At 43.9% G+C, this 23,664-nt stretch carries 19 protein-coding genes; 6 read left to right on the forward strand and 13 right to left on the reverse strand.

Annotation, left to right across the window (positions count from 1 at the left end; all coding sequences use genetic code 11):
- Window positions 1-12: 12 nt before the first annotated feature.
- The 7 genes from L3V32_RS20445 to L3V32_RS20475 form a co-directional block, all read right to left on the reverse strand.
- Window positions 13-831, reverse strand: coding sequence for an EAL domain-containing protein (locus L3V32_RS20445; RefSeq protein WP_237285065.1), 819 nt, complete (start codon window positions 829-831; stop codon window positions 13-15).
- Window positions 832-923: 92 nt separating this feature from the next.
- On the reverse strand, window positions 924-1,844 hold the full coding sequence (locus tag L3V32_RS20450; RefSeq protein WP_237285066.1) for an amino acid ABC transporter permease: 921 nt from the start codon (window positions 1,842-1,844) through the stop codon (window positions 924-926).
- A gap of 81 nt (window positions 1,845-1,925) precedes the next feature.
- A complete protein-coding gene (locus tag L3V32_RS20455; protein WP_237285067.1) occupies window positions 1,926-2,744 on the reverse strand; it encodes a transporter substrate-binding domain-containing protein in 819 nt (272 codons plus the stop codon).
- A 9-nt stretch (window positions 2,745-2,753) separates the two neighbouring features.
- Window positions 2,754-3,551: an amino acid ABC transporter permease gene (locus tag L3V32_RS20460; protein WP_237285068.1), complete on the reverse strand. Its 798-nt coding sequence runs from the start codon at window positions 3,549-3,551 to the stop codon at window positions 2,754-2,756.
- A complete protein-coding gene (locus L3V32_RS20465; RefSeq protein WP_237285069.1) occupies window positions 3,551-4,285 on the reverse strand; it encodes an amino acid ABC transporter ATP-binding protein in 735 nt (244 codons plus the stop codon). Before L3V32_RS20465 ends, L3V32_RS20460 begins: the two co-directional genes overlap by 1 nt.
- Window positions 4,286-4,455: 170 nt before the next feature.
- Window positions 4,456-5,103, reverse strand: coding sequence for a lysoplasmalogenase (locus L3V32_RS20470; protein ID WP_203342516.1), 648 nt, complete (start codon window positions 5,101-5,103; stop codon window positions 4,456-4,458).
- A gap of 296 nt (window positions 5,104-5,399) precedes the next feature.
- On the reverse strand, window positions 5,400-6,548 hold the full coding sequence (locus L3V32_RS20475) for an iron-containing alcohol dehydrogenase (protein ID WP_006742257.1): 1,149 nt from the start codon (window positions 6,546-6,548) through the stop codon (window positions 5,400-5,402).
- 206 nt (window positions 6,549-6,754) lie between these two features.
- Between L3V32_RS20475 and L3V32_RS20480 the strand changes: the two genes are divergently transcribed.
- Both L3V32_RS20480 and L3V32_RS20485 read left to right on the forward strand, forming a co-directional pair.
- Window positions 6,755-7,636 carry an AraC family transcriptional regulator gene (locus tag L3V32_RS20480; RefSeq protein ID WP_164665609.1) on the forward strand — a complete coding sequence of 294 codons (882 nt, stop codon included), beginning with the start codon at window positions 6,755-6,757 and terminating at the stop codon, window positions 7,634-7,636.
- A 277-nt stretch (window positions 7,637-7,913) separates the two neighbouring features.
- On the forward strand, window positions 7,914-11,078 hold the full coding sequence (locus tag L3V32_RS20485; protein ID WP_237285070.1) for a chitinase C-terminal domain-containing protein: 3,165 nt from the start codon (window positions 7,914-7,916) through the stop codon (window positions 11,076-11,078).
- Between the two features lie 98 nt (window positions 11,079-11,176).
- Here the strand turns inward: L3V32_RS20485 and glgC are convergent, their stop codons facing one another.
- The 4 genes from glgC to L3V32_RS20505 form a co-directional block, all read right to left on the reverse strand.
- On the reverse strand, window positions 11,177-12,394 hold the full coding sequence (glgC, locus tag L3V32_RS20490; protein WP_006742254.1) for a glucose-1-phosphate adenylyltransferase: 1,218 nt from the start codon (window positions 12,392-12,394) through the stop codon (window positions 11,177-11,179).
- Between the two features lie 410 nt (window positions 12,395-12,804).
- Window positions 12,805-14,553: a formate--tetrahydrofolate ligase gene (locus L3V32_RS20495; RefSeq protein ID WP_237285071.1), complete on the reverse strand. Its 1,749-nt coding sequence runs from the start codon at window positions 14,551-14,553 to the stop codon at window positions 12,805-12,807.
- Between the two features lie 236 nt (window positions 14,554-14,789).
- Window positions 14,790-16,094, reverse strand: a complete 1,305-nt coding sequence (locus L3V32_RS20500; protein WP_006742251.1) for an inosine/guanosine kinase — start codon at window positions 16,092-16,094, stop codon at window positions 14,790-14,792.
- A gap of 232 nt (window positions 16,095-16,326) precedes the next feature.
- Window positions 16,327-16,797 carry a CreA family protein gene (locus tag L3V32_RS20505; RefSeq protein WP_005397614.1) on the reverse strand — a complete coding sequence of 157 codons (471 nt, stop codon included), beginning with the start codon at window positions 16,795-16,797 and terminating at the stop codon, window positions 16,327-16,329.
- Window positions 16,798-17,059: 262 nt separating this feature from the next.
- Between L3V32_RS20505 and L3V32_RS20510 the strand changes: the two genes are divergently transcribed.
- On the forward strand, window positions 17,060-17,569 hold the full coding sequence (locus L3V32_RS20510) for a flavodoxin (RefSeq protein WP_237285072.1): 510 nt from the start codon (window positions 17,060-17,062) through the stop codon (window positions 17,567-17,569).
- A gap of 194 nt (window positions 17,570-17,763) precedes the next feature.
- Window positions 17,764-18,432 (forward strand): HAD-IA family hydrolase, encoded by a 669-nt coding sequence (locus L3V32_RS20515; protein ID WP_005397612.1) that lies wholly within the window; start codon window positions 17,764-17,766, stop codon window positions 18,430-18,432.
- Window positions 18,433-18,861: 429 nt separating this feature from the next.
- Here the strand turns inward: L3V32_RS20515 and L3V32_RS20520 are convergent, their stop codons facing one another.
- Window positions 18,862-20,292, reverse strand: a complete 1,431-nt coding sequence (locus L3V32_RS20520) for a methyl-accepting chemotaxis protein (RefSeq protein WP_237285073.1) — start codon at window positions 20,290-20,292, stop codon at window positions 18,862-18,864.
- A 567-nt stretch (window positions 20,293-20,859) separates the two neighbouring features.
- Here L3V32_RS20520 and L3V32_RS20525 point away from each other — a divergent pair.
- A complete protein-coding gene (locus L3V32_RS20525) occupies window positions 20,860-21,462 on the forward strand; it encodes an ACP phosphodiesterase (RefSeq protein ID WP_237285074.1) in 603 nt (200 codons plus the stop codon).
- 67 nt (window positions 21,463-21,529) lie between these two features.
- Window positions 21,530-22,789 (forward strand): DEAD/DEAH box helicase, encoded by a 1,260-nt coding sequence (locus L3V32_RS20530; protein ID WP_237285075.1) that lies wholly within the window; start codon window positions 21,530-21,532, stop codon window positions 22,787-22,789.
- Window positions 22,790-22,816: 27 nt separating this feature from the next.
- On the opposite strand, the gene L3V32_RS20535 is transcribed toward L3V32_RS20530, so the two are convergent.
- The gene (locus tag L3V32_RS20535) at window positions 22,817-23,605 is read right to left on the reverse strand and encodes an EAL domain-containing protein (protein WP_237285076.1); all 789 of its coding nucleotides are present in this window, start codon (window positions 23,603-23,605) and stop codon (window positions 22,817-22,819) included.
- Window positions 23,606-23,664 lie beyond the last annotated feature (59 nt).

The raw sequence follows: 23,664 nt of genomic DNA on the forward strand, positions 1-23,664 counted from the left end.
AAGGGGGCAGTGTCAATGCATTGTCGTCTCAATGTTTAGGCTATCGGTCCAGTGATGAATGGCGCAAGGCTTACCTAAGTAAAAGCCTTGGTAATAATCCAAATCAAGTTGATACATCGCTTGCAGCTGCACGTCTTCTTCTACCCCTTCTATGATCACTTTTGCTCCCATATGAGCCGCGAGCTCAACGGCGCTATGTATGGAAAAGGTTTCTCCGGCGCAGTAATCAAGTAGATAGGAGCGATCGATTTTTATGATGTCAGGGCAGAGCTGCTGAACACGTGCGATATCAGAATGTTGAGCGCCAAAATCATCGATAGCAAAGATAAAGCCATTCGCTCTCATTAATTGCACGGCTTTGATCAGTAAATCAGTATCACCGCATGACTCTTCGACTACTTCAAACACCACGTCTGATGGGCTCATACCAAGGTCGGAAAGGCGCTTGTAAAGCAGGCCGTTGTCTTTAAAGCCCATGTCTTTGGTTAGGGTGAGTAGGGTTTGAGGCATGACATTGAGAAACAGTTTGATAGGCGTTCCTGCGAAACAGCGTGCAAAATTTCGAATGTGCATTGCTCTGGATAAAAACTCAACACACAATCGAAAGTAGGGATCGAGGCCATTGTTGGCCAGAAATACATCAGGACGAATTAACAAACCATCAATGCCACGAATTCGCAGTAGAGCTTCCATTCCAATAATACGCCGGTGCTTATCAAAAATCGGCTGATAAACACTGTGAAAAGTGAATTGATTGAGAACTACGTAATATTCACCAAGATTATCTTGCTTAATGTATCGCTCGTAGTCCGATTGATTCTTTAACTCCATGAAAAACGCCGAAAATTTAGCATCTTTTCAATGTAACAGGATGCAATTCTGATTTGAAGATTCAAATGTGTCTAATTACATATACGGTTGAGTTAATTTGAAATGGATTCCGATTTTGCTTCAATGTAGCGAAAAATAAGTGACAACCCGAAACAAATCAAAAAGTAAGCAAGGCCGGCAATGAGCCAAATTTCAAAGGTATACCCTGATGAATTTGCCATTTCGGTACCAACAAACGTCATTTCTTGTATCGAGATCAGTGAAACGATAGAGGTGTCTTTCACTAGAGAGATGGTTTGACCTGCAAGTGCTGGGGTGATGACTTTGAGCACTTGCGGTGCGATAACGAATCGGTATTTCACCCACCGAGACAAGCCCAATGAATCTGCCGCTTCCCACTGTCCTTGGTCGATACTTTGTAAACCTGCACGCACCACTTCTGCAACGTAGGCAGAAGAGAGTAGGCCGACGCATAACACGCCAGAGGCAAGATTTTCCCAAAGGTTATAAGGCCCAAAAAGAAAGCTCTGTAGCGTATTTGGTTCGCCGTTATAGTTTCGTAGAATACCTTCCAAACCGAGTAACGGGATCAACTGGTTAGAAATGAAAAAGTAGAAAATAAAAACAAAAACCAACGGTGGGATGTTTCTTACCAACTGGATAAATGTGTTTGCAGGTGTGCGCAACCAAACGGAGCGAGAGAAGCGTGCTAAGCCTAGTAACGTGCCAAGCACTAACGCGAAGCTGATGCCCCAAATACTGAGCCTTAACGTCGAAATCAAACCTTGGAAGAAGTAGGGCAAGCCACCATCGGCTCTTGGCGTAAAAAGTAGTTCAAACGCCTCTTTCCACTGCCACAAATAATGTACACCAACAGTGGAGCGATGGTACAGCCAAACGCCACCAATACCACAGATAATAAGCAGTACCCAATCTAGCGTGTTTAACCGCGATAGAAAGGAACCTGTGTTGGAATTAGTGGGTACTGTGCGAGTGGTGGTTTGTTCGCCCAAAAATTTGACTCCGATAGATGATGAAAAAGTAAAATGGATGATTGGAAAGTGTAGGCTCGCGAAGACCACGAGCCATTTAGATTACTGGCCTTGCGCGACTTGATCTTGCCAATCTAATGTCGAGAACCAGTATTCATAACGTTGTTTTAACCATCCATCTTGGGTTCTTGCTTCAATCCATTTATTGAAAAAGGCTTTTTTATCTTCTTCCCCCAAGCGAACTGCAAAGGCTTCGTTACCTTTTGATAATCGCTCAGAGAATGGAAGGAATAGTTTGTCGCTGTGTTTCACTGTCTCATGTTCTGGTTTTGGGCTAGAAGCAATGACCGCGTGGGCGTTACCATTCAGCACCTCTTGGAAGGCTTGCGCGTCGTCATCAAATTGCAGAATCTTCGCTTTCGGGAAGGTTTCTCTGGCGACTTGAACGGTGAATGCGCCGCGACGAGCCGCTATTTTTACGCGTCGTGAGTCAAAATCCGAGAATTCGCTAAAACCAGAAGCCAGTTCTTTATTTGCTGCTACTTGAACACCGGAGTGTGAATAGGGTTCAGTAAACAACACGCTTTTGGAACGCTCGGGCGTGACCGACATGCCACCGATGATCACGTCGAACTTTTTCGCCAGTAGTGCGGGAATAATGCCATCCCACGCGGTCGGTACAAATTCCACTTTCAAACCTGAATCTTCTGCTAAGCGTTTGGCCACATCGATTTCAAAACCGATTAACTCACCTTGCTTGTTGCGCATTGCCCAAGGGACAAATGTTGACATACCAACGCGCAAAGTGCCTCGTTCTTTGATTTGATCTACATTGGGTGCGGCAACATCTTCTTTCGCGATTGTAGGCATAGCGATGGCTAGCCCTAATAATGCAGTAATGGTCGCTTTGAATAACTTCATGTTATCTCCTTATAATTTGCGCCAACTGGCTCCGAGTTTGTGTTCTAGCCATGCAGACAAGCCAGAAAGTGATAGAGTGAGAGCAAGATAAATTGCTGCCACGGTAAACCAAATTTCAAACGGCATCGCCGTCTCAGAGACGATGTTGCGTGCCTGTGTTGTTAAATCAAAAATCGCCATCACGCTTACAATGGAAGAGTTTTTGATCAAAGAAACCACTTCATTGGTCAATGGCGGTAATGTGCGCTGTAAAACCTGAGGCAAAATCACGTCTTTGTAAGTGTAAAACGGTGATAACCCGAGTGTTTGTGCTGCTTCGAATTGCCCTTTAGGAATACTGTTTAAACCTGCGCGGAATATTTCTGCAGTGTAAGCACCTTGGAAAAGGGACAAAGCCAAAACGGCGGTGCTGAATCGGTCCAAACCAATCACGGGGCCAAACACGAAGTAGAGCAAATAGATTTGCACCAACAACGGCGTGTTACGTATGACCTCGACATAAGTGGTGCCAATAACATTGCCGACTTTCGAATCGCTAAGCCTTAGTGCCGCGGTGACCAACCCCAACACTAAGGTGAAGAATAGACTAATGGCCGAGATGTTAAGCGTGACCAACAGCCCATCGATAAGTTCTGCCGGCCACCATTCGCCATCTTCATAAAAAGCGATGTAATCAGGTACGCGTTCCCATTGCCATTGATAGCCCATAGCATCGGCACCAGAGTCCAACACCCACACAATCGCGATGAAGAGGAGCATCATTTGCAGTAAAGCTTGAAGGACGGGGTTGATTACGCGAACTATCATCAGTAACTTAAAATTTGGTTCAAAAATGCTTGGGTTCGTGGATGCTGTGGCGTCTCAAATAAGGCGAACGGTGAGTTCATTTCCACGATTTGGCCTTCATCCATAAATACCACGCGGTTCGCTACTTTTTTGGCAAATCCCATTTCGTGCGTGACACAAATCATCGTCATTCCGCTTTGAGCCAGCTCAACCATGACATCCAACACTTCGTTGATCATTTCCGGGTCAAGCGCCGAAGTCGGTTCGTCAAAAAGGAGTAAGTCCGGTTCCATACATAAGGAACGGGCAATCGCGACGCGCTGCTGCTGACCGCCGGAAAGCTGGATGGGGTATTTGCTCGCTTGTTCTTCAATATTGACGCGCTTGAGGTAATGCCGTGCGCGTTTTTCAGCTTCTTGTTTTGACAATTTGAGTGTGCGAATCGGCGCTAAGGTGAGGTTTTCCAGTACAGTCAAATGAGGAAAAAGGTGGAAGTGCTGGAACACCATGCCGATTTTACCGGGCTTGAGAGATTTTGCGTGAGAAGGCTGGTCGAACACATGAAGCTGGCCTTCTTGAATCGATTCAAGATGGTTGATGCAACGAATGAGCGTTGATTTTCCTGAACCAGAGGGGCCACACACCACGACGATCTCGCCAGAATGCACGGAGAAGTTGATATCTTTTAGAGCGTGGTAATCGCCATACCACTTGTTTACGTTGCTAAATTCAACAACAGGAGTGTTCTCTTTCAAAGGGGCACGCTATAAAGGAAAAATATCCTTCTACAATAGCAAGTTGTGCGCATTATTTCATTAAGAACAAGCTTATATTCAGGTTCTAAGATTAAGAACCTGCTCACTTTAGTGCTTGATAAAGTAATGTTTTAAGAATTAGGCACAAAAGCTATTACTAATAAGTCAGTTCAACTGAGATACGGATAACGAACAACGATGGCAACAACGGACATTACCATCAATGTTTGTGCGGAATAGTAGGTCACCATGACGACTTGTCGGGAAAATACGGATCGTCCCCCGAAGCGTTCAAAAGCTAAGACGGTACCAGAAACGATGAAGATAAAGCTTCCGAGCACTGCAAATGAGGACGATTGTGTTTTTCCACTCAAATAATACTCGATAGCAGCCCAACACATGGTCATCAATACCAATATGTAGCTGGCAACCGGGAGCTTTTCTTGACCAAGGTCCGGTCGAAACAACCAATAGAAACACACACCGAGTCCAAATAAAGCAATAGGGAGCCAAGGAGTAAAATGCCAAGCGGACATGATGGTAAAACCGTAGCTATAGGAAAGATGGGCAGAGCAGAAGAGCACTAATCCGGTAATAAACTTATCTCTAGGGAGCATTAATAGTAGATCACCAAGCAACGAGAGCGATAAGCCAACCAAAATCCAATGCGTGTATGGCATATGATAGGCAGGAGACTGGATTAAAATCCCTAACATACAGAGCACTGGTAATGGTTTGGATACGTAGAAGGCCCACTTAGGACCTTTACGGATACTGATGATATGTATGAATGCTAATACGACAACAACTAGCCACATAAAATGGATTCTCGAACAGACAAGCTAATGTAGTGGATAACTACAACAAATAAAAGGTCCATTAAATGAGTAAGTTAGACCTTTGAATTCAATTTTATTTTTGTTTGTGTAAAGCTAGACAGTTGTCTCTTTACTGACCTACACGATCAATGAGTTTGTAGGGATTAATCGTTATTTTGAGGAGTTCCCGAATTTGAACGTGATGAAGCTTACAAAATAGCATAAAAAAACGGTATTGTGACCGTTAAGTCACAATACCGTTAAACCCTAGAAAGGGCAGTGAACTGTTTTTGCTGTTAGGCAACAGCGAGTTCTAAAATTTCACGACTACGTTCAAGAGTAATCGCTTGGTTTTCACCGAGAACGGTCATTCCGTGTTTGTTGAGTTGTTCGATGATGGCATCGATCGCTTGTTCACGACTTTCACCATAGTTTTCTAGCTTAGTTGCGACATCAAGTTGATGATAAAACGCTTCGATCGCTTCGATGGTACGTTCAGCAAGGTCGTCTCCAGCTTCAAGTCCAAATACGTTGCGACCCATTTGCTCTAGCTTAGGACGTTTAAATTGCATTTGGTTGCGAAGTAGCGATGGTTGGACGATTGCAAGAGAACGTGCATGATCGACGCCCCATAGAGCCGTTAATTCATGGCCGATCATATGTGTCGCCCAGTCTTGTGGAACGCCACTACCAATTAACCCGTTCAATGCTTGGTTAGCAGACCACATTAAGTTTGCGCGCCACATATCGTCGTCTCGCTCGGCAAACTGTTCTCCGAGTGTTTTTAAGGTTTTCAGCAGTGTTTCTGCATAGCCATCTTGAACCATTGCGCCAGTAGGAAGCGTCAAGTATTGCTCACATACGTGCACCCATGCGTCAACAATGCCGTTGATCAACTGGCGTTCTGGCAATGTTTTCATTACATCCGGGTCTAACACCGCAAATTTAGGCTGTACTGCTGGAGACATGAACGGAAGTTTGTCTTGAGTTTCTTTTTTAGTGATAACTGCGCCCATGTTTGACTCTGAGCCTGTTGCTGGCAGTGTCAAAATTGCAGCTAGAGGCGTCGCTTCAGTGACTTGGTGTTTACCAATCATGATATCCCAGCCATCACCATCATACTTAGATGCTGCTGCTACGTATTTAGAGCCATCAATGACTGAACCACCACCTACAGCAAGAATAAAGTCAACACCATGTTCTTTTACCATTGCGACCGCTTTATCGAGCGTCTCTTTGGTTGGGTTGGGTTCAACACCAGAAAACTCTAGCCATTCATGTCCCTCTAGTGCTTCTGAGACTTGGTCGTACACGCCATTCTTTTTAATTGAGCCACCGCCGTATACCACTAAAACTTTTTGGTCAGATGGGATAGCTTCTTTGATTGCAGCGATTTGTTTTTGACCAAAGAAAATCTTGGTTGGGTTTACATAAGAAAAGTTCATTATTAGCCCTCTTGCTTCCAGTAAAGGAGATTGAATACGTGCATATTAGTCCTGATTAACGTTCGTTAATAGGTCGATTTCTGCAAATAATCTGCCTATTTCTACAAAATTGATGCTCTTGAGCTAGAAAGTTAAAGTCGAGAGGAAGTATAGTGCACGAAATGATAATAGAGACCAAACTCGTTGGTCATTGATGGAGCGCTCGAATGCACACTCTCGCAGATATCATGCAGCAATATGTTGAAAAGCAGGGACTGCATGACTTAGAAGGTATGAAGAAAACCGCAATAGATGGCGTATGGTTTTATCGCAGTAGCAAAGGAAATCATCGCCAGCCGTTTGTCTATCAGTCTGGAATTATTGTTTTAGGGCAAGGACATAAGAACATTCATATCGGTGATACACCTGTCCAATATGGGCCCGATGATTACCTTGTCGTAGGAGTTCCCATGCCCCTGGAGTGCGAAGCGTTTGCGACAAACAATGAGCCTTTACTTGGCATCTCGATAGATATTTCGCCAACGCTTCTTCATAAGCTCGTTAAAAAACTTGAGGCTGAGAAATTCAGTAATAAGTGCCTGGACACTACCCGTTGCGGCCTTAAATCGGTACACATGAGCGAAGGTATGCTGGATGCATGCAAGCGACTAATGAGCGCGTTGTGTAATGAGCTGGATGTTGTCATGCTCGGTGATCTACTTCTTGAGGAAATTGTTTATCGCACTTTGGTAAGCAAAGAAGGGTATGTTTTATTTGACTTAGCACACCAAGAAGGCTCTTACGCGAGGGTCGCTAAAGCACTGAATCGTGTTCATCAAGCGTACCATGAACAGTTGAGCGTACAAACATTGGCAGAAGAAGCCAATATGAGTGTGTCTGCTTTCCATCAAGCTTTTCGCAATGTCACGCTTGAATCTCCGTTGCAATACATTAAGAAAGTTCGACTTAATAAAGCGCGCGAGTTAATCCAGTTGGAGGGGCGACGTGTTAATGATGCCGCGAGACTGGTCGGGTACACGAGCCCATCACAGTTTAGTCGCGAGTACAAGCGACATTTTAATGAAACGCCAAGGTCAACAAAGGCTTAGTGATCTTTATTTCAAAATAACGACTTTTTTTGCCTTTTTTATTAATTTGCGAGTGACATATTTATTTGATTTATAAAATTAGTTACTGGTGCCAAATAATAGGTACGTTGTTGCAAGCATTTAGTGGATTGTTGCGAGGCGGTGTGGAAAACTCGTAAATAGATAGTGTGAAATCACCAACTTGTACTTAAGTTATTTTACGTCGAAATAAAAGTATAAGTGCGCTTTGTTTAGCGCATTTAGTATTGTTTTAACAATAACTTAAGGAAGAGCGATTATGCACCTTAAAAACGGCAACGCAGTGAAAAGCGTGTTCACACTAAGCACTCTCACCGCTTCTTGTCTTATGGCCTTCAATAGCTACGCAGCGGTTGACTGTGCCCCTCTAGAAACTTGGCAATCATCAAAAGTTTATAACGGTGGTGACCAAGTTCAACATGAAGGTAATGCTTACAAAGCACGTTACTGGACGCAAAACAGTAACCCAGCGCAATCTGGTGAGTGGGGCGAATGGGAAACACTTGGCGCATGTGATGGCACTGGACCGGTTGATCCACCTCAGAATGAAGTCCCGACTGTTACTCTGACATCGCCTTCTGCGTCGGCTTCTGTGACTGCGGGGGATGTTGTTAACCTAGCTGCAGATGCATCAGATACCGATGGAACCGTTAGCAAAGTAGAATTCTTTGTTGATGGCGTATTAGTTGGTCAGGCAACGTCTGCGCCTTATGCTGCGTCATGGACAGCGACTGAAGGCCAGCACGAATTCTCTACTAAGGCGTATGATGATGCAGGTGCAGTGAGCACAGCAAGTGCTGTGACGTTAACTGTGGCACCAGCACAACCTGGTAACGAAGCGCCGACAGTGGATGTTGCGCTTTCTGCGACTTCTATTGACTTGGGTGGCTCCGTCACACTGACTGCGAATGCCGCTGATGCGGATGGCACCGTTGCTAAAGTTGATTTCTATGTGGCGGGCGTCCTTGCTGGCACCGCAACAACTGCGCCATACACGCTTGATGTAACGCTTTCACAAGCTGGTTCGCTAAGTGTTTATGCGAGAGCAACCGATGATGCTGGAGCAACAGCAGATTCTGCACTTGCGACGTTAACGGTAAACGGTGGCGCGGTGACATCTAACTGCCGCCCTGATGGCTTGTATCAAACAACGGGTGTAGACGTTCCTTACTGTTCTATTTATGACGAAGAAGGTCGCGAGAAAATGGGCGCCGATCACCCACGTCGTGTGATTGGTTACTTTACTAGCTGGCGCGCAGGTGAGGACCCTCAATCTACTTACCTTGTTAAAGATATTCCTTGGGAGCAACTTACTCACATTAACTACGCGTTTGTGAGCATTGGTTCTGATGGTAAAGTAAACGTTGGTGACGTTAATGACCCTAACAACCCTGCTACGGGTAAAACTTGGCCTGGCGTTGAGGTAGATCCTGCTCTTGGCTTTAAAGGTCACTTTGGTGCGCTAGCGACTTACAAGCAAAAACATGATGTTAAAACGCTAATCTCTATCGGTGGTTGGGCTGAAACGGGCGGTCACTTCGATACGAATGGCGATCGTGTGGCTGACGGTGGTTTCTACACCATGACGACGAATGCAGACGGTTCTATTAACCATGCTGGCATCGAGAAGTTCGCAACTTCAGCCGTTGAAATGATGCGTCAGTACAAGTTCGACGGTCTGGATATTGACTATGAATACCCAACATCAATGGCTGGTGCTGGTAACCCTTACGACAAAGACTTCATGGAACCACGTCGTCAGTATCTATGGGCGTCTTACCAAGAGCTGATGAAAGTATTGCGTGAGAAACTTGACGCGGCATCCGCGCAAGATGGCATTCATTATATGCTGACTATCGCAGCACCATCTTCAGGTTACCTACTGCGTGGTATGGAAACCTTCGATGTAACTAAGTACCTAGACTACGTAAACATCATGTCTTACGACTTGCATGGGGCTTGGAATGATCACGTTGGTCACAACGCAGCATTATTCGATACAGGTAAAGACTCGGAGCTAGCCCAGTGGAACGTATACGGCACTGCTGCATACGGTGGTATCGGTTACTTGAACACAGACTGGGCTTACCACTATTTCCGTGGTTCTATGCCAGCAGGTCGTATCAACATCGGTGTTCCTTACTACACCCGTGGTTGGCAAGGTGTTACTGGTGGTGAAAATGGTCTGTGGGGCCGAGCAGCACTGCCAAACCAAGCTGAGTGTCAACCAGGTACCGGTGAGGGTGAGAAGAACAACTGTGGTCACGGTGCTATTGGTATCGACAACATGTGGCACGATACCGACCCTAAAGGCAACGAAATGGGCGCTGGCTCTAACCCAATGTGGCATGCGAAGAACCTAGAAAATGGTATCTGGGGCTCTTACGCAGCCGCGTACGGTCTTGATCCAGTTAACGATCCTTCGGATAAGTTTGTTGGTACATATACACGTCATTACGATAGCGTTGCTGTAGCGCCTTGGTTGTGGAACGCAGAGAAGAGCGTGTTCCTATCTACGGAAGATAAAGCTTCTATCGAAGTGAAAGCTGATTACGTTATCGATAAAGAAATCGGCGGTATTATGTTCTGGGAACTGGCAGGCGACTACAACTGTTACGTACTGGATGCAAATGGTAATCGTACGGCAGTAGATGCAACTGAACAAGCTTGTGCAGCTGGTAATGGTGAGTACCACATGGGTAACACTATGACCAAAGCTATCTACGACAAGTTTAAGTCTGCAACACCTTACGGTAATAAAGTTGCGACGGGTCCAACACCAACAGAAGCGGTAGACATTACAGTCAGCGTTGGCGGCTTTAAGGTTGGCGACCAAAACTACCCAATTAATCCGAAGATCACGTTTACAAACAACACTGGTCAAGCGATCCCTGGTGGTACTGAATTCCAGTTTGATATCCCAGTATCAGCCCCTGATAATGCGAAAGATCAATCTGGTGGCGGTTTGAAAGTCATTGCTTCTGGACATACTCGTGCAAACAACATCGGTGGCTTAGATGGCGTAATGCACCGCGTATCGTTCTCTCTACCTGCTTGGAAAGATTTACCAGCGGGCGGTACTTACGAGCTTGATATGGTTTACTACCTACCAATCTCTGGTCCGGCTAACTACTCAGTGATTTCTGGTGGTAAAGAGTTTGCGTTCAAGTTTGAACAGCCAGAACTACCAATTGGCGACCTAAATGCAGGCTCGGGTGATGGTGGTACTACTGAACCAGGTACGTGTGATACGACAGGTTTAGTGACATACCCAGCTTTACCACAAACGGATTGGGCTGGTAACCCAAGCCACGCTAACCAAGGTGATAAGATCATCCACAACGGTGTGGTTTACCAAGCGAACTGGTGGACAGCGGCTGAGCCGGGCACAGATGGTAGCTGGTCAACGGTATGTAACATCTAATCGTTTCTGATTAACTGTTATAGCCTAACGTTAATAGGCTCTTAAACAAAAGCGCACGATGATGATCGTGCGCTTTTTTTGTTGCGATAGTTTGTCGTTTAATCGAATTGATAGCTTTCGGGTATGACGACAATACCTTTGTCTGAGATTTTAAATCGCTTCGCATCTTCTAGTTTGTTGATGCCAATTTGAGTATGTGGCGGAATACGAACATGTTTATCCACAATACAGTTGACCAACTGACTTCCTTCACCGACCTCTACGTCATCAAAAATGATGGAATCGACAACCGTTGCACTGTCTTGAATACGTACGTTAGAGGAAATGATGGAATGCTGTACTGAGCCTCCAGAATTGATGACACCGGTAGCAATGATGGAGTTAATGAAAATACCTTCATTGCCCGTGGCTGACGATACGGTACGAGCTGGTGGAAACTGCGGCTCGTAAGTACGAATCGCCCAATTGGATTGATATAGGTTCATTGGTGGTACTGGCTCTAGCAGATCCATATTCGCTTCATAGAAGGAATCAATGGTACCCACGTCGCGCCAGTAGCAATCCTTATCAACGCGCCCTTTACTGCCACAAAATTGATAAGCATAAACGGATTCCGTATCAATCAGCTTAGGTATGATGTCTTTTCCGAAGTCATGACTTGATGAATCGAGTTTTGAGTCGTCTTCGAGTGCTTCTTTTAAAACATCCATATCAAAGATATAGATCCCCATGGAAACGAGGCTTCTGGTTTTGCTTCCTGGAAGGGTAGGTGGGCATTCTGGTTTTTCTATAAATGAAGTAACTAGCCCGTTTTCTGCGGTGCCCATTACCCCGAATGCTGAAGCATCCTCTACGGGAACATCCATACAGGCAACGGTGAGCTTAGCACCTTTCTCTTTATGCTCTTCAAGCATTGCGGCGTAGTCCATTCTGTAGATATGATCTCCTGACAACACAACCACATACTTCGCGTCATTGCGCGATAGTAACCACATGTTGTGATAAATCGCATCAGCGGTTCCTTCATACCATGCACCACCTTTGCGCATTTGAGGTGGAACCGCAGTAATGTACTCGCCAAGCTCGGGATTGAATATTGACCAACCATCTCGCAAGTGTTTTTGAAGTGAATGAGATTTGTATTGGGTCAAAACAAGGATTTTACGTAAACCTGAGTGTAAACAGTTGGTTAGTGTGAAATCTATAATTCTATACTTTCCGCCAAAAGGTACTGCTGGCTTGGTTCTATCATCGGTGAGTGGGCTGAGTCTAGACCCCATCCCTCCAGCTAAAATTACGGCGAGTGCGTCTTCCATATTATTCCCTTTCCCTTTTTTGCATGCATCAAAACGGTGCTAACCAGGAGGAAGTGGTGTACAGCGCAGAGGTTTTGAAAGTGCATGTGCTGATGTGTTTACTACTGCAAACTTTAGTACAAGATTCGAGCCATAGAATATCTCTTTAAAAATCAAAGAGGTTAAAAGTTCATCGCAAGGTAATTGCACCACATTAGTGAAGTGCTAAGTAGGCCGTGCATCAAATTGGCGCAAGATTATAGGGAAGGGGAGAAAATAAGTATGGATTTACAATGTAAAGTGAGGATAAAACAGTAAGATAAAGATAATCAAGCACGCCTCTTCGTCTGTTCAAAGTGAGTGGATATAGAAGTAAACCACTCACTCTTTAAACGTGCTTCCTTTATAGTCAACTATACGTTGACGTTACACTAAGAGAGACCGACGATATTTCCTTCATCATCAAGGTCTAAATTCATAAATGCAGGTTTATCAGGCAAACCTGGCATTGTCATCACCGTGCCTGATAACGCATACACAAACCCAGCGCCAGCACACAGACGTAACTCGCGGATAGGGACGGTAAAACCTGTCGGCGCGCCTTTGACAGCGGAATCTGTTGTTATTGATAGTGGGGTTTTCGCTATGCAAACCGCTAAGTTGTTAAAACCTAGATTTTCAAAATGGTTGAGCTGTTCAGTAGCAAGAGAACTCATTTCTATATTGGCGGCACCATAGCCAGCTTCACACACAGCCATAAGTTTTTCGTGTAACGATTGTTCTTTACTGTATAAAGGACGAAACTCTGTAGGCTGGGCACAAGCGTCAATAACATGTTGAGCTAACTGAGTTGCGCCTTGCCCGCCTTGCGCAAAAGCGGTGCTGATAGCGACTTTAACTTCCGGATTAAATTTCTGAACCAGCTCTTTAAGTATTTTAAGCTCTCTCTCACAATCTTGCGGAAACTGGTTAATAGCGACAACAGCTGGAATGCCATATTTATGGACGTTATTAATGTGCCATTTTAAGTTTTCAAATCCCGCTTCCAATGCTGCTTGGTCTGGATTAAAAATGGAATCTGGAATGGCCATACCTGGTCGTAAATCGTAGTGTCCAGAATTTGCTTTGAGGCCGCGTAATGTCGCTACTATCACTACACAATCTGGCGCCTTGCTGGCGGCGGCAGCTTTAATGTTACACGCTTTCTCAAATCCCATGTCCGAACCAAACCCCGCCTCTGTTACAGTGTAACTTGATAGTTTTAGCGCGATATCGTCGGCAATAATAGATGAATTTCCATGGGCGATGTTTGCAAACGGGCCTGCGTGAATCAACGTAGGAACACCTTCCAGAGTTTGCATCAGTGTCGGTGCAATGGCCTCTTTTAATGTCACTGCCATTGCTCCTGCAACTTGCAGATCCTCAGTGGTTACCGGGTTTCCGTTCAAATCGTACGCTACGACAATTTTCCCAATACGCTGACGTAAATCTTTCAAATCTTTAGCCAGTGCAATGATAGCCATTAACTCAGACGCGGCAGAAATATCGAACCCTTCGTCGCGTTCGTATCCATTGATGATTTTTCCTGGCTCATTTAACCCAATTTTGACGTTACGTAGTGCACGATCATTATGGTCCATTACTCGTTTCCAAGTAATGCTTGCCGTATCGATTTTAAGTGCCTTTAATCCAGTACGTGCTTCAAAGGCATCATAGCCTTCACGCTGTTCATGATACAAGCGAGCATCAAGAGCGGCTGAAGCTAGATTATGCGCTGCCGTCACCGCATGGATATCACCAGTAAGGTGTAAGTTCAGTTCTTCCATTGGAGCAACTTGGGAATAACCACCGCCAGCAGCACCGCCTTTAATACCGAATACAGGCCCCATAGAAGGTTGTCTAATACATGCGATAACGGATTGTCTAAGCTTAGCTAAACCTTGTGCCAGTCCGACAGTTGTAACGGTTTTTCCTTCGCCAAGTGGGGTAGGAGTGATCGCAGTAACAAGCACAAGCTTACCGTTATCATTCTCTTTGAGCCGCTCCAAACATTTTGGATGGACTTTGGCTTTGCGCTTCCCGTGAGTGTCATATTCTTCGGGTAGTAACCCTACTTTTTCCGCAATAACATCAATAGAAGAAAGTGGTGTGTTTCGGCAAATTTCAATATCTGACTGCATGGATAATCCCTAAAGTGACTCGCAGGTAGTGTTGAAAAACAATCTGAGTTGGAGCAAGTATTATTGTTGGGCAAACGTTTGCCTGGTGATGGTACTGTTTCGATTCGGTATGTAAAGAGTTTACTGCTCTATACTGTGCTACATACTAACAAAATCTACTAATTACTGCGCCAGATCAAAACAAAAAGGCCACCAAATGGTGACCTTGATGTATTTTTAGCTTTAAAGCTGTGATCTTAACGATCCCAGTAAGTTTCTTCTAAGCTATCTTCTCGTTCAGGAAGTGCTCGCGATAGGCGAGGAGAGTGTTGCGTCAACACTTCATAGCTTACTCGGTTTGCATATTTACAGATCTGAGAAAGTGATGAGTAAGTCAAACAGCGTACTTCGTGCTTTTCTGAGTTAGGCACTTCTTTTTGATGGAAAGAGTTTGCAGCCATATCATGCAGTAAAGCAGAAAGCGCCGCATCACCTGCGCCGTTGGTGTTCTTAATCTCTAGTGGACCACCTAGGTAAGGACCAATGTAAGAGTATACCTTCATTGGCTTCTCACAATCTCCTTTACGCATCGCACGACTAAATTCGTATTGGTTAAAGGCTTCAATTGAACCTTCAAGAATGTCGTGTGTGGTTTCTCGTTTTACTTTTTCGTCAGTGTAACCTGCCATGTATAGGCCATTTGGCCCAGCAGTACATAGAACAAGATCGACCCACTCAAGTGCTTTATCAGCAGCCGCTAGCGGTTCTGTCTCGCCTGTTAATGCGGCGCCTTCTTCTTCATTCATTGCAACAACAGATATGTTCTCGCGAATGTACTCTTGCCACCACTGCGCGTTACCTTCGATAACGTACTTTGTGCCTAAAGTCAGTACAACAGGGACATCGTGCTTCTTGGCAAAGTCGATCGCTTTTTGTACTGCTCTCGGCATTGGATCCTCTTCTTTACCGCGCATTAGGTAAGAAGAAACAACCAGAGCTGATGCTTTCTCAAAGATCTCTTCAGGAATGCTTTCCGGAAGTAGTTGGTTCATGTGACCTTCATTGATAGCAAATGTGCGTTCGCCATCTTGAGAAATCAGGGTATAACAACGGCCAATAGGACCATCTACCGTTTGTAGGTGGTTGAGGTTCATGCGTGAAGACGTGCGGCAAAGGTAACGGTAAGCAAAAGAACCAACTTGAATGTTCTTGGACATCACACCGAGCAAAACGGATTTGCTATCCGCCAATACTGAGTAATTGTGGAGCGTGTTGCCAATCGTGTCACCTGGGTATTGGTGTGTGATCAGGCCTTGCTCAACCAGTTCTTCGTAAAGTGCATCTGCTTTGCTTTCTTCAAGAACGAGTGAATGTCCTTTACTTAGGTTGTATTTTTCTAAAAACGCATCATCTACACGCGCTTCGATATCTACGATGGTTTGACCGACACCAACAATAGTTGGGCGATATAGCTTAGGCGCTTGTCGGATTTGGTTTACTAATGGATCTCGAGCGTGAGTTGGGAAGTAGTGTTTAGATTTACGCTGACCAGGAAACTTCATGCTTGTTCTTGAGTGAGAAAAAAAAGAGGCGGGATTGTATCACAAAAAAATGAAAATCGTGGCGTTTTATTACAAAGAAGTTTGCCCGCTGAAAAAATCAGCGAGCTGGAGAAATTGCGACCAAGATAGCCTAAATTACTGATGCTTATAGTACTGCAATTGGTCGCTTTTCAGATTGTTGATCGGTTATTCTCTTTAACAACGAGCTTGGAGCTATCCAAATTTAGCCGCGTTACTTTTTCACTTCAGTTGGCTCAACGTAAGCCTTGGTACCCCAAAGTGGAACTGTCGATAGGCTGTGCTTAAAGCTACCGTCTGTCTCTTTTGTTGTGTAAGACAGGTAGAGTAAGGTTTGGTTGTCTGCATCATAAATTCGGCGAACCTTCATGGTTTTGAAGAAAATACTTTTTGACTTCTTAAATACAATTTCGCCAGACTTACTTTTATCTATTTTTGCAATCATTTCCGGCGTAATTTCGCCAGTCTGACGACAGGATATTGAGCTGTCACTTGGATCCGCTAAGCTAAAATCTGCTTCGATAGAAGCTATATGACACGTTACCCCCGTGACTACCTCGTCTTTTAATTCACCTACTTTGATGTCTTTCAAAGTAAACCAACCGAGTCCTACATCAGCAACATCATTATCTGAACAACCAACCAGCGTAGTAGCAAGCAATGCACTTAACAGCATCTTTTTCATTATTTTTGTCCTTAACTAGGAAAGATATTGATGAAATCTATCAGAGGTTTGCAACTAAAACAAAATTTAGCCAAGGAAAGGTCTACGTACGCTAGGTTTGTTGTAGGCTTCATGCTAATGTACTGCTCTAAACGAAATGATGAGTTAGAGTGACCATACTTTCTCCCAATATGACTTTATATCGCTTGTCGCTCTGTCTAAGCTTCACTCTATGTGAGAATGAAACACTCTGCACATTTCGTTTTGCAACTAAGGTATCAAAATGAATGAACAACAGTTAGCCAGTATCGAGCGTAAAAATACATGGCTGTATGATCTGGTTGAAGTTGAATTTCCAACACCAGAGAGTCTGAAAGGGCGTGATGTCTATTTCAAAGCACTAGAACAAGCAACCTATCAAGTGGTCGACAAAGACACGCTACTTGAGAGTAATTCTGAATTTAGCTCTGACGATATTTTTCTGGTCGATTTTCACCGACTTACTATCATGTTTTCTGTCCTGCAGTCTCAGCGTTGGGATCAACAGTACGATAAAGATATGATTGTGGAATATCTCACTCAGATAATTCTAACGCCAGATTTTGAATTATATATTGGTTTTAAATCTGGAGCTCCAATTGGTGCCGCTATTATTAGCCACCTTGAAGGAAACACGCTTATCTCTGATGTCGCGGTTTCTGAATCAAAATACAAGAGTTCGTTTGTGGCGGATCTTGCTAAAAGACTAAGTACCGAACACAAGCTTTTAGATTCGGTGATTATTGAAAGCTAATTTGCGCACTCAAATGCATAAAAAGCAAAGCAAGATGACGATAGGTGATCTTGCTTAGAAAAACTGTAATTGCTCCCCTCTATTTCCATGAAATGCCAAGCTCGTCGTTTCAACAATCCCAATCTTAAATAAGATTAAGCCAACATTTTTAAAATCAGCTAGGGCATTAGCCCTTAAGATGTCTGGAGATGGCTATGGCAATTACCAATATTAAGTGCGTGATATTTGATTGTGATGGTACGTTGGTCGATAGTGAACGATTGTGTTGCCAAGCTCTCGTCAATGTATTTAACCTGCATGGCGCAGAATTAACGATGGAAGAGTGCGTTTCTCATTTTAAAGGAGGAAAGCTCGCTGACATCCTTTTAGATACTAAAGAGCTGAAAGATATCAAAGTCCCTATTGATGTCTTAGAGCCGCAATACCGTGAAGAAGTCCAGTCTCTTTTTGTTCGCCACTTACAGCCGATGGATGGCGCAAAGCGATTAATTCAGTTTTTAGATTCGCATAATATCGAATATTGTGTCGCGTCCAATGGGCCGAAAGATAAAATAGAATACGCATTGGAGTTAACAGGATTGCTCGATGCTTTCCAGGGGAAAGTGTTCTCTGCATTCGATGCGAATAGTTGGAAGCCTGAACCTGACTTAATTATGTACAGTGCAATGAGCATGGGCTTTTTACCGAGCGACTGTCTTTATATTGATGACACACCTAAAGGCGTAGAAGCGGGATTAAACGCTGGCATTAAAACCGTACAGCTATTTAATGGTGAGGCAATCAATCGTGTTGATGATGAACGCGTAATTCGCATTCAACATTTAGATGAATTAAAAGAGCAGCTATTTAGCTGCTCTGTTTAATCTCTTAATGGCACACCGTACTTAAGCTATGGATATGTTTAAGTTTGGACTGTAGGTAAGGGGTTTGATGTAGGCATTGGATGGATGAGAAGCTTTTTGTATGAAATCCGCAAGCAGCGCATGTGAATTTCTCTCCATCCGATGAAATGAGATATTCATCCCCCTGGCAGAGAGGGCAACTTAGGTTTTCGATGTCTTTTGTATCTTTGTAATTATTCATATTGTTTTCCAGCAGCAAATTGGAATTGGCAGGATTAAGCATAGCGGAACGCTTTGTTTATGAACATTATTTCATCAGGTACAGCGAGAACTTGAGATTCACTTCAAATATCCACTTGTGTGTAGTAGAAAATATCGACGATAACGGCTGAAAACGGTTTAAAGAAAAGGGCTCCTGAGGAGCCCTTGTTGATCATAAATGCTGCAAAGTTATGCTGTGCGGTAGCGTTGTAATACCTCACCAAGAGACACTGACGCCTGAGTGAGATTAGCTACCCCTACGGTAGATTGCTCTGCAACTTCTCTGATTGTGCTCGACTGGCTGCGAATTTCTGAAAGCTCAGATGCAATATCGTTGGCGACTGCGCTTTGTTCTTCTGCTGATGTGGAAATTTGGATACTCATGTCCATCAATGAGCGTGCGGATTCAACAATAGACGTCACATCATGACCAATTTCATCAATAAGCTGGCTACTGGTTTGCGCTTGTTGAACGGTTCGATCAGTGATTGAAGCAATGTTCTGGCTCTCGGTTTGTAGTTTCTCAATCATGGCTTGAATTTCTACTGTTGCCTGTTGAGTTCGGCTTGCCAATGTACGCACTTCATCAGCAACCACAGCAAATCCACGACCTTGCTCCCCGGCGCGTGCCGCTTCAATTGCCGCATTCAGAGCCAATAGATTGGTTTGTTCTGAAATGGCATTGATCGTTGTGATAACGTCATTAATCTGCGTCGTGTTTTCATTTAAATTGGTTACTGATGTGGAAGCCTGTTCAATATAGCTGGATAACGTCTCAATTTCTCCAATCACATTTTGCACGCGATTTCTGCTTAGCTCGATCTTTTGAGCATCCTGATCGGATTGCATCGTCGCTTGTTGGGAAATGCTGGATACTTCTTTTGCAGAGGCTGTCATTTCTTCCATTGCTGTCGCGACGGAATCGAGTGTTTGATATTGATGAGATATCTGCGTTTCGCTCAATTGCATATCTTTTTCGAATGCAGAAGATGTCTCACTCAATGTAGCCGCATTATTTTTCACACTGTTAACCAGTTCACTTAAGGTGTCCATAGATTTATCTAACGCGCAACCAATGGTGCCAAACTCGTCTCGGCCAGGATGAAAACCAAGGCGAGAGGTTAAATCACCTTCACCAATTTTTTCGGTTGTCGTATATAAAACCCACAGGGCGCCTCCTATAAAGGTCGCAACCCAGTAAGAGAAAAGGGCAAAAGGAACAACCCATAAAAAGCTGAGTAACAGAGAGGTTAAGGCTGACGACTTTGCAGATTCGTATTGCGCGGATACGTTTTGAGTCAACTTAATCACTTCGCCAGAATGCAACTTTGCATAAGCGGTGACAGAGCCACCAACAAAAGAGCTCTCGCTTACGCGACTTGATTTCGATACGCCGTCAATTTGTGGAATATGACCTGGTTGAGCGTCAACAATACCAGAAAGTTTCGCTTCGCTAGCAGAAATCGCTTGTTGTTTAAATTGTTGTATTTCATTGAAGTAGCGGCTTCCAGCCACAGAAGTGAGGGCTACTAAAAACAGCAGGAATATAACCCACATTTTGTCGTTGATAGACATCTTGATAAACAGCCTGTCTATCGTTCTAAACTCAACTTCTCTCATTTAAAGCTCCATTAGAGATAAAAGATATTGACCAAATCTATTGCTATATCGAAACAAAATATGCGAAGTTAATCAGCAAAATATGTAACGAAAACTAAATTTAGTTTAAGAAATGAGATCTAAGGACGCCTATAACGGTATGTTATATCTTTAAATTGACATAAATATTGATAAAAAGCTATTTCTCTGAAGTGCTAAGTAGATATGAAATCTGGTTGCAAACGTTTACTTTTGATTCTGCTCATAGGTTTTTAAATCTTTACTTCTCGCTGTCATGAATGTGTCATATAAAGACTATAAAAAGGAGTTGTTGACGTGGATATGGCAAGGCCAAGCCGTCAGCAAGTACAAGCAAGAGAGCTTAAAATAAAGGAGGTCACAATGAGCGACCAATACCAAAACGATGAGAGCCTAGAGCTGTTAGATGCGCTTGAAATTGGCATTATCTTGTCGGAATACGTTGGCTCAGACAACGAAGCCGAATAGCGGAACACTCTCATCTCGTCGTAATTGACGTTATACTAGGTTCATGTCACACCAAGCCTTAAAGGCCAAAACTGGCGTCGGATGAACTTTCTAGCCCACCTGCATATCGCAGACCACTGTAACAGCCATTTATTGGGAAACTTGCTTGGAGACTTCGTAAAAGGAGATCCAAGCAAGCTGTATGAACGTGATATCTCGAACGGCATCAAATTACATAGATTTGTTGACCGCATTACCGATCACCATCCTATTGTTAACGAATGCAAACCTCACTTCAAAGGTACTGCGCGGCGCTTTGCCCCTATCGCTCTCGATATGTTCTGGGACCATTGTCTCGCAAAACACTGGAACGACTTTTATATCGTATCTCTCGAACACTTTGTCGACTCGGCATACGAGCGAGTAAACCGTGACGTTAATGAACATTTGCCGTCGCGTTTTTTGGTGCTCCACAGCCGGATGTGGCACGGTCGATGGCTTCAGTCATACCAAGATCTGGATAATATCGAATTTGCATTACATCGAATGTCGCAAAGAAGCTCGAGAATGGCTGACCTTACTACAACATTTAAAGTGATTGAGAGTGATTACATAGAATTGGAAGAGAAGTTCTCGACACTCTATCGAGACGTTTTACGCCAGTCGTATGATTTTCAGCAACAGCTTATTGATTCAGCCCAATGAGATAGAAAAGTAGTATGGCTATTGGGGCTCTGGTAAACTCTGCGCTCCAAAAATAATGAGGTTACACATGTCTGTTAATTTTGCTGACTTAGGCATTGAACAAAAGCTAATCGAGACGCTAAGCAATCTAAATATCGTGACGCCAACACCAGTGCAAGAAAAGTCTATTCCACATGTCCTTGAAGGAAAGAACTTACTTGCTGCTGCACAAACTGGTACGGGGAAAACAGCTGCGTTTGGTTTACCTATTATACAAACCGTTCAGCAAAAGAAACTCAACGGTACGCCTCAAGCATTGGTTTTGGTTCCAACACGCGAGCTTGCGCAGCAGGTATTTGATAATTTGAATCAGTACTCTGCACAAACCGAACTTCGCATTGTGTGTGTTTATGGTGGTACAAGCATTAGCGTACAAAAGAGGAAGTTAGAAGAGGGCGCTGATATTTTGATTGCAACACCAGGCCGCCTTTTGGATCATCTGTTTAATGGCAACGTAAACATCTCCAAAACCAGTATACTCGTTCTAGACGAAGCCGACCGTATGTTAGATATGGGATTCTGGCCTGACTTGCAACGCATCTTCCGACGTTTACCCGCCGAAAAACAGATCCTGTTGTTCTCTGCGACATTTGAAAAGCGAATAAAGACTATTGCGTACAAACTCATGGAATCGCCGGTTGAAGTTGAAGTGTCACCAGCAAACACGACGGCTGAAACGGTAAAACAGATGGTTTATCCGGTAGACAAAAAGCGTAAACGTGAATTATTGGCGTACTTGATTGGCTCGCGCAATTGGCAGCAAGTGCTTGTATTTACAAAAACTAAGCAAGGTAGCGATGAGCTAGCAAAAGAGCTTAAGTTAGATGGCATAAAAGCGGTTTCAATTAACGGGGATAAGTCACAGGGTGCGCGTCAAAGAGCGTTGGATGAGTTCAAACAAGGTAAGGTGCGTGCGTTGATTGCGACAGATGTAGCAGCACGAGGACTGGATATTCAAGAGTTAGAGCAAGTGGTGAACTTTGATATGCCATTTAAAGCCGAAGATTATGTCCACCGTATAGGCCGTACTGGCCGTGCAGGAAAGTCGGGGTTAGCTGTGTCTCTAATGAGTCGGGATGAAGAATATTTATTGCATGCTATCGAGAATTTGCTTGATCAACGCCTACCGCAAGAATGGTTGGCAGGCTTCGAGCCAAGCCTTATAGAAGAAGTCGAGCCTGAGAAAAATGGTAGTGGACGCCGTCGAAGCCGTTCATCAGAGAAGCGTAAGCTAAAAGCAAAATTAGCGATTCATAAGAACCGTGGTAAATCACGTAACTCTCGCTAAACCGCACAAACTTTTGTTCTTACATAGTCAGGCTGTTTTTGCCTCTTCATAAACGTCTAACGTTTGCGGGATAGCGAGTAGGTATCCTTGATACATATCGAAACCGAGTTTTTTCATTAAGTTAAGTTGATGCTCGGTTTCAATTCCTTCGATAACGGTTTTAGAATGCAACGTTCTTGCCAGTGATAATGCATCGACTAGAGCTTTCCAGTCACCATTTACGTATCTCAGCATTAACGAGCGATCCATCTTTATTATGTCTGGACGAACGCCTTTCACTCGTTCAATTGTCGATGCATTGACGCCATAATCGTCGATCGCCAATTTAAACCCGCCTTGGCTTAATTCACGAGCTGCTTGCGACAAAGAGGACTCGTCTTCTACGTTCAACTCAAGCAACTCCATGACGATTTGTTCATTTACTAAATGAGATTGATAAATGGTTTGTTTTAGCAGCCTATTGTACGTGATGTCTCTGGCTAGTATTTTTGCTGCTTCTGGTAATACATTAAGAAACAGTTGTTTATTGTGAAAGTGAGATTGGGCAAAGTTTTTGATATGAATTAGGCGACTTAAGCGTTCGACATTGAGTAGGTCCTGAGCGGCAATGGTTTTTGATTGGAAAAACTGATCTGGCCTGATCATGGTGCCATTAGCATTGGTAATTCTTACTAGTGCCTCAAGGCCAACGATAGAAATATCTTTTTTATATATAGGTTGAAAGACACTTCGAAGAGTGAGCTTTGCGTATTTCGCAATGTATTGCCCGTCGGCTTGTTTGCGGATGCAACTAAGGAGTTGCGAGGTGCTCATCATTGTTACAACAACCTAAATCAATGCTTCTACATCAGCGCTATCGCGCTAATTTTTTATTT

This window comes from Vibrio sp. J2-4 (genome assembly GCF_021728155.1).
GTDB classification, from domain to species: Bacteria; Pseudomonadota; Gammaproteobacteria; order Enterobacterales; family Vibrionaceae; genus Vibrio; species Vibrio diabolicus.